We start from the raw sequence: 11,320 nt of genomic DNA on the forward strand, positions 1-11,320 counted from the left end.
TAAAACATAAGAACAAGCTATTAGAAAGTGAAAATGAGCACTTAAAAACACAACTGAAAAAAGATTTAGGAAAGGTTTATGAAAATTTATAAATATGTGATATCGTCCTATTAGTTGTAAAATAACCCCCTTAATAAAGCAGGATTTGAACATTTTTATTTTAAGAAATAGAGTTTAAATCATAATGATACATATTAAAATCTTTTGCAAATACCTCTTGAACCAACTGAATTGTTTCTGCGTCATAAAAACTATCATAAGTAGGTAATCGTGGAAAAAAAGAGGTTGTAATATCAGCGTCTGCATAAACTCCTTTGTAAATCATCTTACTCCCTTGATAATGCCAAGATTTTGATAATAGATCTAATGGTGATTTTTTTAATTTATATACCTCTTCTAGCTTCGAAATGCCTGTATTAAAATTTTCTAGATGGATATAGTTTGTAACAAATTCTTCTTCTCCTTGTATATATTGTTGTGTAAAGTGAGGATCTACTTGATCTAATTTTGTCATGTGTGCTTTTAAGTAATACAAAAATAGTTTAAAGGAAATAGGTTTATTGCAAGTTTCATCACCATACAGAAATTGCCGAATGGGTTTCCATACGGGATTTTCAATATTGGGTGGTGGGGCCAGAGCAACAAAAGAACTTACTGCCCTTCTATAAGGATTTCTTACTAGTTTGTACGTCTTCTTCTCTTTAGCTTGTAATCCACAAGCTAATTGTGCTAAATAATGTGTAGAGTTCTTATATACTTCATACTCATAGTTGTGAATGAACGGGTTGTACTTTATTGCTTCTTTAAATAAATTAATTTGATAAAAAAACCAGTGGGCTAGCGAAGTACATCCGCTTTTTTGGCTCCAAAACAAAATGAGGGGAAAATCTTTATGAAAATGAGGGACACGCCCTTGCTTGTATATAAAATTATATAGTTCTATATGATCCATTTTGAACCTCCATTCTTATATAGCAAAACATGAAGTATTTTTAATAAGGGATAACTAACTTTAGTCCGCTAACACCAATAATGATAGCTAAAAATATTTGAAGAGGTTTAACAGGAATCTTAGTGGAGAATTTACTACCAAGTATGACACCTGGGATAGAACCAATGAGTAAGTGAATTAATAAAAGATAATCTACGTTTCCTAAATTCATATTTAGTATGCTTGCAACCGTCACTAATAAAAAAGCATGTGTAATATCTGTGCCTACTAATTCGGATGGTTTCAGTTGATATAAATATATCATTGCAATAGCAAATAAAGAGCCTGATCCAACGGAAGTAAGTCCCACGATAAAACCAAGTATTGCACCGATAAGAATTGTTAGATTCTTTTTTGGGACCATAGTCTGTTTTTGAAAAAAATTTTGTGTAGATTCATTATAGAAAAATGTTTTTATAAAAATAGAAATTGCCGCAAGGATTAAAACATATCCTAATATATATTTTATAATTCCCTCTCGATTATCATGAAAAATTGGCAAGAAATGAATTGTTATTACTGCGATAATTGCACTAGGCAAACTCCCAATAGCTAGATATTTTACTAGTTTAAAATTGATGGTTTTCTGTTTCCAGTGTTGGGATATTCCAAACATTTTAGTGATAGAATTATATACTAGATCCGTTCCAACAGCTACAGAAGGACTTATGCCTAATGTTAGAAGAAATGGAGTCAGTAATGCGGCCCCGCCTATCCCTGTTACTCCAACCAATCCCCCTATGATGAAACCCATCATTATAATAGAAATACTCATTATAATTCTCCTTCCATACTGCTGGCTTTTCATAGTGGTTATAGTTTTTAAAGAGACTCTATACATAGTGGGGTGATAGGTATATTAGTTAAAAATTAATTTCATCCTTCTTATATCCATATGCTTCAAAATCGTCAATAAATATTTCTGAAACAAGGTTTAGAGCTTCTTCATCATAGAAACTTCGATAGGTTGGTAATGAAGAGAAGTGTGGGTTTGTAATATCATCATCTGCATAGTTTCCTTTATGAATCATTTGATGTGCCCTATGGTGATTGGAGTTTGTAAGGAGTGATATATCAGAAGAAAGTAATCCATAGTCTTTCTCCAGCTGCGGAATTATTGTATTAAAATTCTCTAGTTTTATATTTTGTTTGATGACCTTTTTTTCTCCCTCAATATATTGTTGTGAAAAATGTTGATCTAACTGAATGGATTTAGCCCCTATTTCTTTTACATAATATAAAAATTGTTTAAAGGAAATCCCTTTCGATTCATTTTTATCATTATAAAAATACTCTCTAATCTGTTCCCATTGTTTCGAGGCGTAAGGGTTGGCATAAAGTATTAAAAATGAGCTTACAGCTCTTTTATAAGGGTTGCGTACAAATTTTATGGTATCCTTACTTAGTTCCAATAGTTGCATTTCTAAATTTGTGTAGTAATCAACTTTATTTTTGTATATTTCAGATTCATAGTAATGAATGAACGGTGCATATCTCATTGCTTCCTCATATAGCCCAATTTGAAAGAGAAGTGCAACCACTTCTGTGACTCCAAAATAAAATTATGGGGAAATCCTTATGAAAATGTGGAATACGTTCGCCATATTCAATTAATCCTTTAATATTGTCCTTCATCAGCCAACCCCCTTCGTTATTCTGATATTTATTGAACACTTAAATACAATGGTAACTACTCATACCATTGTATTTAAACATCACTGTAAAGGTACTTAAGTTGGCATATAAAATCCTAGCGTATTAAAAACAACTCACATATGTGTCTTAATTTTCCAGGTGTATCAAAATGTAATAATTGCTTAACAAATTTTAAAATATAGAAATCTATTATAAAGAGAATTATGTATGAAGATATGTGTACAACGGTAGAGGCATTAATATGGTTAAAAAGTCTTGATAAAATGGTGAATTTCACTCCATTCGCCGCATTAACAGCACAGTTTGACGGCATACATGAAATCATTAAGGAACAACACAAAGTAACCCGTCCGATTTTAACAACTGAAGAAAAAGAACGAATTGAAAATATGCTAGTATGTTCCTTATTATCTGAAGAGGAAATATTAATTACATATTATGAGGATAGTTATTTACTCACTAGTTATATGAGGGGTATGTGTAGCAATGGAACAAAATCACGCAACAAGCATTAGCGGACATTAGGAACCTATTCTTATAAAGAATCAGGTTCCTTTTTGTTTGTTTCTTCATATGTTAGCGTACGTAATTGTCCATCTTTTACTTCTTCTGGGAGAACAAATGAATACCGACCTACTATGTTAATGTGTTTATGGCCTAATGGTGAAAGTCTAGATATATCATCATTATCAATTGTATGACCGCGATTTCGGAGTACTTGTAACGCAGATTCTATATATCGTGTATTCCATACAATAATTGCATTTACTACTAAACCTAATGCGCCTAATTGCTCTTCTTGTCCTTCTCGATAGGATTGATGAAGTTCTCCACGTTTGCCGTAAAATACAGCCCTCGCTAAACTATGCCTTGCTTCCCCTCTATTGAGTTGATTTAAAATTTTACGACGATAATTTTCATCATGTAAATATAAGAGTAAATAACGTGTTTTAAAGAGTCTCCCCAATTCTCCAATTGCTCGCCCTAACATAGTTGGTTTCCCATTATACTGAAGTGCTTGGATAAGATGTGTTGCATTTATTTTATTTAGTTTCAAAGATCCCGCAACACGAAGCATGTCTTCCCAATGACGATGTATGAGTTCTTCACGAATGCGACTTTTAGACAAATTATTTAACATGCTATAATCTGAGTTCGCATCAAAACGCCAAAGACGTGATTCACTGATATCAGCTAAACGAGGACTAAATTGATATCCTAATAATCCAAAGAGCCCAAAAATAATATCACTATACCCAGCTGTATCTGTCATAATTTCTTTTGGCTGTAAGTTCGTATTTTGTTCTAACACACATTGAAGTAAGTATAATGAATCACGAATTGTTCCTGGAATCACCAAACCGTGGAGTCCGGTAAATTGATCGCTCGTATAGTTGTAATACGTAACACCACGACCAGAACCGAAATATTTAGGATTTGGACCAGTGTATACGGATTTTACTGGTGTGATGAAACGTAATCCATCAGCTGAAGCAATTTCTCCACCACCCCACATTTTAGCCAGCTGTAATTGGCTATGAAAATCTACAAGTTTCGCGTTTGATTCTGAAAGTGTTTCTGCACGAAAATAATTTTGTTCAATCCATGTAAGACGATCACGTTCTAATGAAGGAACCCCATCTTGAACTAAAGATCTTAACCCAATATTGCATGCTTGAGATATAAGCAATGCACAGATACTTATAGGTAACTCGTTAATTCTAGATTTAGCCTCACTAATATGTCGAAAACCATCCATAAATCCCGTCCAATGATTTACTTCGAGTAATAATTGAGGAATATCTATATTTGGCAACATCGTATGTATTTGTTGTTTTAGTTTTTGTAGTGATTCAGGTTCTGGTTGTTTGTCTAAAGGTGTCAAAACAATTCTCTCTTTACCTGCAAATGTGTCTATTTGCACCGCAGGATTATTCTCCCAATTCTCAATGACTTGATGATAAGTTTTGTCTAACTCTTCTTTTAACGGTGTCAATGATTCATAAGAATCTATTGACCAGTCTAATGAGCGAAGAATATTAGGGCGAATACTTTTTCATTCTTCGCCTTGTAATAATTGTGCGCGAAGGTCCCCATATTTTTCACTTCCTAATATATATAGATCGTGTCGGTGCAAAGCTTCTAATACTTGTTCGAGCATCCAAAACGTATATGCTCGATGATTTACAGTTCCGGAATCTTTATCAATTACAACCTTAGACCAATTTGCATTCAAACCGGCAAGAGGAGCATTTTTCCATCTTTTCTTATTGGATTTCCCATGCTCTTTTACAAAATTCCATGCTTGCAAGATGGGTAATCCAGCAGGCGTTGCTTGTAATTCAATTTCTTCCATGAGTAAAGGAAGAAATTTTCGGATTGTTCCATAATGTTGTAACAATCCTGAATAGGCTAGTGTTTGATTTGGTGAATAGGTGAGTGAATCAACAATTTGGACAGCTTGTATTAAATCCTTTTCTGAGATTTTTTCAAACACTGCCGTTTTTGGATGGACAGAAGGATCCGTATGTTCTAATAATATTACACAAGCTTCCCGTAATTGGCGCGCTGCCTTATCTAAATCCTTAATTGTACGAAGACGTTCTTTTTGTTCCTTTCGATATGTCTTAGCTAATAAATCTGTTAAATATCTATCAAAAATATCAATGACATCATCCTGAGCACTTTGTGTATACATTTTAGCAAATGCAATTAACATAGCCATACGTCGTTGATCGGGCATTCTAGCAATTGCTTGTGATCTAACAGCGACTGTGTGACGCGCGAATTGTTGTAATCTTTTCGAAGGAATTCTAGACATATCCCAATTTTCAGTGTTCAATTGACGAAGCTCTTGTAAACGAATCAGCGTATTCTTAATGCCCGTAACACTAATCGTAACAGGGGGATTACTTAGACGCTCTAAATACGTTTTCTTTGTTTTTTGATCTATCTGAAGAAGGTTTTCTAATTGTTTTTTCTGAACATTATCCGGAAGACTAGAGAGCTTTTTCCATATATTTTCTGCTGAACGATCACGAACCGTTGATACTAGCCTTGTTAATACAGATACACCAGGTAGTAAAATTTTTTGTTCGATACATCGTGCTGTTGCTAAATCAAATAAGACACTTGGTCTTTCATTATATAGCCAAGCACGTGCATATAGCCATCTGATGAATCGCCAATGTATTGATTTATCTGTAAAGTTTTTATATCCATAAACAGAACGTATCTCTTGCATTTGATCCCACTGACTTCGTTTATTTCGATAACGAGAAAAGCTTTGAGCATCTAGATGAAGTTGATTTGCCATATATGTAATAACCGATTGTGGTACATTTGTAGGATCAGATAAAAATGTTCCTAAGAACCTAACGGTTCCTAATTGAACAGCGAAACCAAGTTGATTATGCTCTCCACGACGATTCCATATCAGTTCTTTGTCTGTATCATCTAACCAAAAATATTTTGCTAACTGTTCTGATGTTGGATTGTCACAAAAACAACCATATTTTTCTTCTTGTTCAGGTGTAAAAAAATCTACAGGCATAACCCTTGTTCCTCCTGTTACAATTCTTAGTTTGTATCACATGACCAAATGAGTAGGATAATGTGCATTCTTTAGTTCCAGGCAATCTTTTCTACTTCTCTCTGTAAATCTTCTTGTGTAGCTCTTACATAAATCATCGTGGTATTCAAGTTATCGTGTCCCATAATTTGTGCAAGACGATGTAATGGTGTGCGTTCAGCCATCACATAACCAAAGCGATGCCTTAAATCATGGGCACTAAATCCTTCTAACTTTGCAAGTCTAATATACTTCTGAAGAATATGGCGGATCGCTCTTTCTTGTAGGCGTTTTCCTGTTTTAGAAGAAGGAAACAAATAACTCTGTGAAATCTCACTTAATCTGATATGTTCTTCTAGTGCACAACGAGCTGTACTATTCAAAGGCACTTCCCTCTGTTTATTTCGTTTTCCAGATCGAACAACAACATAGCCACCTCTTTTTCTCATGATAACATCCTCTATTTGAACATCACACACTTCCATTGAACGAAGGCCAGTATGAAGCATAAAAATAATCATTGCCCTGTCACGTAGTGTGCCGTATTTTTCAACGGCATGCATTAAAGCGGCTTCTTCTTTATCTGACATGCGTTTGGGACTCGTTTTTTCTGTTGGTACAAACTTAATTGATTTTGAATAATTTGTTTGTACCAGTCCTTTTTGCTTAGCCCAGTCAAAATAACGTTTGATTGAATTAATGCGCCGGTTAATCGTAGAAGGTTTTAGTAATCTTGTAACTTGCATATGCTCTCGATATCGAGCAATAGTGCGAGCGGTAACTTCTATTGGATGAAAAAGAGTATCCTCAGCATGTTTTCCCCACACATTTTCAAACCAAAATACAAAATCTTTTAAATCACTCGTATATTCTTTTAGTGTTTTTGTATGCAAATCTCCTTCTTGAGATAAGCTAGAAATAAAATCGGAAATCAAAGATGTTGCTTGTATAGAAATTGTTTTAGTGGAATGCATAAATACCTCCTCTTTTATTGACTTACATTAGCGGACATGCTATTTTAATCTTATCAATTATGTTAGCGGACATCAAACGTTTATTTTCCCACACTTCATGTCCACTAATATTAATTAGTGGACATTCAAAATAAAACCGAAGGTAGGTGCATCACATGGCTATTCGTAAAGATGAGTTGTATCAATTGATAGATCGTCTTGACCGACAAGATGAAAAAGCAGCGTTTGATTTTTTAGAATTTCTTGTTCAACGCTCAAAAAAGAAACCTAACGATTGGGAAAAAATTGATATGGCAGATCCAGATCATGAACCATTGTCTACACAAGAAATAGAACAGCTAAATAGTGAAGAAGGATATGTATCAGGGGAGGACGCAAAACGTGAATTCGGACTACAAATTGATTTACCATAAGTCCGCAGTGAAATTTATTGCAAAGCAAGAAAAAGGAATACAAAAAAGAATTGCTGAAGGATTGAAGGGGCTTCTTGAAATCCCTCCTGAAGGAGATATTAAAAGTATGAAGGGTTACACAGATCTATATCGATTACGGGTTGGAACTTTTCGGATTTTATTTGAAATAAATCATGATGAGAAAGTCATATACATACAAGCCATTGGAAATCGTGGTGACATCTATAAATAATACTTACATGCATTTTTAAAGAGGAAGATTTTCTGCATTGAAGAATCTTCCTTTTTTTATGCACGAATAATGTCCGCTAATGCTTGTTGCGTGATTTTGTTCCATTGCTACACATACCCCTATGACCGTTGTTGATATTGACCCTTCAAATAGCGCTGTTATATGTACGGATGCTTTTTATAATAAGATAAAACTGCAATTTTCTAATATAATAGATGTTAAATGAAGTGAATTGATGTAATCACGTTTGGATTATTAAAAAGGAGTGTAAAAATGCAAGGGAATCAGATAAGAAAGAACACCGCAGGAGCAATTATTCATAATAATATTAATAGCTATCCCTTTCTAAATATACCTATGATTATTAATAAGAAAGAAGGAATTATTTATGAGGTGTTAAGCGCTGGTTTTCAAGCTAATGATGCAGTAGCAATGATAACAACGGATGGTTTTGCTACACCCAGGGTAAATGCACAGATCGTAACAGCAAAAAACAATGATGGTAGTCTTCAAATATACCGCTTACCGTTAAAACTGGAATATTGGGTGCTTTCTTGTATGCATGCTGCTTCAGAAGGTAAAAACCCATTTCCCTGTAAAGTTGCTTTTGGGATTATAGACACTATATTTTTTGCGGAATTCAAATGAAAAGGTCTGCTTATTCAGCAGACCTACAATCAATTATAGTTTTATACCTTTCCCGTCCAGACATGCGTAGCAGTAAAGACTTGAATTTATTATTATGACGACATAACAAGAATATATAAATAACAAAAGAGAGAACGTATACATTATGTCCTCTCTTTTGTTAAATATGTTCTCCATGGTCAATATAAATATCACCGTATTCGTATGCTGGTGCAGGAGGTCTACCATGATCAGCTTGTGATGTATAAGATTCTGTGAAACTTCCAATAGTTAAGACAGCAGAAAAACTAAAAAATCCTATTAGTACTTTTTTCATTTTAACGCACTTCCCTTCTGAAGTAATTCTTTAGCATCATAAGATATATTAAAGTATTGGCTAGCCTTCTCATGATTACCTTCTTGATAAAGTTTTTTCGCTAAAATTCCAGAGTACTCTTCCATAAATCCATAAAGTTTTTGGGATTCAAAGTAATCTAGTCCATCTGCAATCGTTGTTTCTAGATTCTGTTTATAATTTTCATCGTACTGTGCTCGAAGTATTCACAAAAGATGTGTATATTCAACATCAGCTAATTCAAAGCCTTGAATCAAAAATTCCTGTGCTTTCTCGATTTCGTTTAACTTGAAATATTCTCGAGCCAATAAGAACACAGTTTTATGATAAGGTCTCTCACATTTATAAACATCCATTAAATGTCGAATTGCAGTTGCGGATATACCTTGTTTTGCATAAAGAAAACCTAAATTGTATTGAATTAAAGTAATCAGTCGAGTGCAGTTATGTTTTTAGCCATATCTAAGCACTTAACAAAAAGCTCCTCTCCTTGTTCAAACTGACTTAAAGTGACACTTGCCAATCCCAGGATTGTATCGCATTCAATTTGATTCACTACATACTCTTCATACTTTTTGTATATGTCTTTTGTTTTCATGACATGCTTAATTGTTAATAAAGGTTGTTGAAGATGGTAATATAGTTCACCAAGTTTATAATTAAATTCAGCTTTTTCAATATCGTTAGGAATATACTCTAAAAGTCGTTCAGCTTCTTCAAATTGCTCCATAGCTTCCATATAGTTAGCAATCATGGTGTTATGCACAGCTTTATAGAAATGATAGTAGTATTTTAAGTACTCATCAATACTTTTTGTTGTAAGTTTTTCGACAGCATCAAAATCACTACGAGTTACATATGATTTATTTATTAATATATTATAACTATAATCTAATAGGGAATAATACAACAAGAGATTTTGATCTTGTAGATCTCGGTTTTGTTCGACCATTAAGACACTAATCTTTTCATCAACTTCTTCTTTCATTCTTGTCGCTTTTGTTATTTGCTTAGATAAAATAACCTTATACCATTCATTTAATAGTTTGGTAACTTTTTCATTATTCATAATTATCATATAGCAATCCCCTTTATTATGTTTATATAAAAATAATCATAACAGAATAAAATTGTAATAATTTGTAAAAACTAACTTTATAAAAAATATTCATAATATTCTTATAATATTTTATCAATTGACGGAAAAAATATCGGTAAATCGTTAAATTGTGACGATAGAATGAACTATATAAAACTAGTTGTGAAGCTAGTATTGGTATAGCGTGAGCCATATTTGTCGAAATTTATTGGTAATCATTTGGTTTTTTAAGTATTTATTTCCCATAATTTAAGAGTTAACATTTAACTACGCTAACAAATAAAGGTGAATTAGCATGGTATTGTCTTAATTAATATTTTAGGAGGTATGAAAAATGAAAAAGATTAGTAAAGTTTTAAGTGTTGCAGGATTATCTCTTGCTATACTCGGAGGAGGAACAATTGCAAGCGCAGCTGAGAATAACACAGTTGATTCTACTGTAAAAAAAGGTAATGTATTAGATTTATCAGATCAATCGAATGTACAAATAGGTGAGGTACTAACGTTTGGGGAACTTGTTAATCAAATTGCTGCAGATACCAATAAACCTAGAGAAGGAATTTCTTAGCAACTCATGGCTCAAGGAAAAGCTCGTGGACAATCATCTGCTGCAACACTTGCCGCTACGTACCGAACACTAACAACCAATTTTTCAGTAACAGCTTTCTATAACCCTTCATTAAGGTTTTATTGTGAAACAAATGAATGGAGTGGAAGCTTCAGGGGTATTAAGGAAATAAAACATATTTAATATGAATAGAGATGCAAATGGTCTTTCTAAAACGTTCAGTGGTACAGTTCAAGCAAATTTAGAAGATCCTAACAGAATTTTCTATATTGTTAATGGTGATTTTCATAATAATGGCACAACTACTTTTAATGGCAATGTTTCCATTACTGTAGGGAAGACAGGAAGTGTAGGTTTTAGTGCATCGTATGCGACGAGTCACTATAAATATATTTATAAAGAAGGATATGTATATTTTTAAAGTTGATAAATTTTTAAATGTTCGATTACTTCTTAATCACATGTTAAGTTCATTATACATGCTAATTTAATGGAGGTGATCTCTCTGCAACCTAAATATATTCTGTTCATTCAAATTCTAATAGGAATACTAATAATCATGGCACCAATTATTATTACTGGTGAATTATATAATGTTTCAAAGACTATGGGTGATTTGCCAGTTGCTGAATTAATTATAAGAACACTTTCTTTCATAATAGGACTTGTAGTTATTAATAAGGCGTTTGAAAAGTATTCTAAATAGTCATTAGGGGTATCGCTACATGCCTATCCACTTAAGAATGGAAACACAATGAACTTTCGTTCATATAACCAAAAAACTCTCGAAATATTTGGTATCTTTAAAAATGGGCATACCAAATAAACCTAGAT

Annotated in this window: 12 protein-coding genes and 4 pseudogenes; 9 read left to right on the forward strand and 7 right to left on the reverse strand. The window is 33.2% G+C overall.

Annotated features, from left to right (window positions below):
- Positions 1-160: 160 nt before the first annotated feature.
- The 3 genes and pseudogenes from ACS2CR_RS31520 to ACS2CR_RS31530 form a co-directional block, all read right to left on the reverse strand.
- Positions 161-952: a sulfotransferase family 2 domain-containing protein gene (locus ACS2CR_RS31520; RefSeq protein WP_309567647.1), complete on the reverse strand. Its 792-nt coding sequence runs from the start codon at positions 950-952 to the stop codon at positions 161-163.
- Positions 953-992: 40 nt separating this feature from the next.
- Positions 993-1,766, reverse strand: coding sequence for a sulfite exporter TauE/SafE family protein (locus ACS2CR_RS31525; RefSeq protein WP_309567648.1), 774 nt, complete (start codon positions 1,764-1,766; stop codon positions 993-995).
- An 88-nt stretch (positions 1,767-1,854) separates the two neighbouring features.
- Positions 1,855-2,626, reverse strand: a pseudogene (locus ACS2CR_RS31530) (sulfotransferase family 2 domain-containing protein).
- A gap of 224 nt (positions 2,627-2,850) precedes the next feature.
- Here ACS2CR_RS31530 and ACS2CR_RS31535 point away from each other — a divergent pair.
- On the forward strand, positions 2,851-3,162 hold the full coding sequence (locus ACS2CR_RS31535; protein WP_309567649.1) for a YolD-like family protein: 312 nt from the start codon (positions 2,851-2,853) through the stop codon (positions 3,160-3,162).
- A gap of 20 nt (positions 3,163-3,182) precedes the next feature.
- On the opposite strand, the pseudogene ACS2CR_RS31540 reads toward ACS2CR_RS31535, so the two are convergent.
- A pseudogene (locus ACS2CR_RS31540) lies at positions 3,183-6,200 on the reverse strand (Tn3 family transposase).
- Positions 6,201-6,271: 71 nt separating this feature from the next.
- On the reverse strand, positions 6,272-7,192 hold the full coding sequence (locus ACS2CR_RS31545) for a tyrosine-type recombinase/integrase (protein WP_309567651.1): 921 nt from the start codon (positions 7,190-7,192) through the stop codon (positions 6,272-6,274).
- A 155-nt stretch (positions 7,193-7,347) separates the two neighbouring features.
- On the opposite strand from ACS2CR_RS31545, the gene ACS2CR_RS31550 reads away from it, so the two are divergent.
- From ACS2CR_RS31550 to ACS2CR_RS31565, 4 genes and pseudogenes are all read left to right on the forward strand, one after another.
- Positions 7,348-7,605 (forward strand): hypothetical protein, encoded by a 258-nt coding sequence (locus ACS2CR_RS31550; protein ID WP_001007679.1) that lies wholly within the window; start codon positions 7,348-7,350, stop codon positions 7,603-7,605.
- Entirely contained in the window at positions 7,574-7,837 is a 264-nt protein-coding gene (locus tag ACS2CR_RS31555) for a type II toxin-antitoxin system RelE family toxin (protein WP_002163075.1), read from the forward strand. Before ACS2CR_RS31550 ends, ACS2CR_RS31555 begins: the two co-directional genes overlap by 32 nt.
- Before the next feature lie 121 nt (positions 7,838-7,958).
- A pseudogene (locus ACS2CR_RS31560) lies at positions 7,959-8,063 on the forward strand (YolD-like family protein); the annotation flags it as partial.
- 47 nt (positions 8,064-8,110) lie between these two features.
- Entirely contained in the window at positions 8,111-8,485 is a 375-nt protein-coding gene (locus tag ACS2CR_RS31565) for a hypothetical protein (RefSeq protein WP_309567937.1), read from the forward strand.
- A 160-nt stretch (positions 8,486-8,645) separates the two neighbouring features.
- Here ACS2CR_RS31565 and ACS2CR_RS31570 read toward each other — a convergent pair whose 3' ends face one another.
- The gene (locus ACS2CR_RS31570; RefSeq protein ID WP_309567936.1) at positions 8,646-8,801 is read right to left on the reverse strand and encodes a hypothetical protein; all 156 of its coding nucleotides are present in this window, start codon (positions 8,799-8,801) and stop codon (positions 8,646-8,648) included.
- Positions 8,798-9,897 (reverse strand): annotated as a pseudogene (locus ACS2CR_RS31575) (aspartate phosphatase). Before ACS2CR_RS31575 ends, ACS2CR_RS31570 begins: the two are co-directional and overlap by 4 nt.
- A gap of 355 nt (positions 9,898-10,252) precedes the next feature.
- Between ACS2CR_RS31575 and ACS2CR_RS31580 the strand changes: the two are divergent.
- The 4 genes from ACS2CR_RS31580 (at position 10,253) to ACS2CR_RS31595 (ending at position 11,192) form a co-directional block, all read left to right on the forward strand.
- Positions 10,253-10,486: a hypothetical protein gene (locus tag ACS2CR_RS31580; protein ID WP_309567935.1), complete on the forward strand. Its 234-nt coding sequence runs from the start codon at positions 10,253-10,255 to the stop codon at positions 10,484-10,486.
- 6 nt (positions 10,487-10,492) lie between these two features.
- Positions 10,493-10,669: a hypothetical protein gene (locus ACS2CR_RS31585; RefSeq protein ID WP_309567934.1), complete on the forward strand. Its 177-nt coding sequence runs from the start codon at positions 10,493-10,495 to the stop codon at positions 10,667-10,669.
- A gap of 1 nt (position 10,670) precedes the next feature.
- Entirely contained in the window at positions 10,671-10,907 is a 237-nt protein-coding gene (locus tag ACS2CR_RS31590) for a hypothetical protein (protein ID WP_166695719.1), read from the forward strand.
- A 69-nt stretch (positions 10,908-10,976) separates the two neighbouring features.
- Positions 10,977-11,192 (forward strand): hypothetical protein, encoded by a 216-nt coding sequence (locus ACS2CR_RS31595; RefSeq protein WP_309567933.1) that lies wholly within the window; start codon positions 10,977-10,979, stop codon positions 11,190-11,192.
- The last annotated feature ends 128 nt before the right edge of the window (positions 11,193-11,320 follow it).

The sequence above is a fragment of the Bacillus cereus group sp. BceL291 genome, from assembly GCF_051776705.1.
GTDB classification, from domain to species: Bacteria; Bacillota; Bacilli; order Bacillales; family Bacillaceae_G; genus Bacillus_A; species Bacillus_A cereus.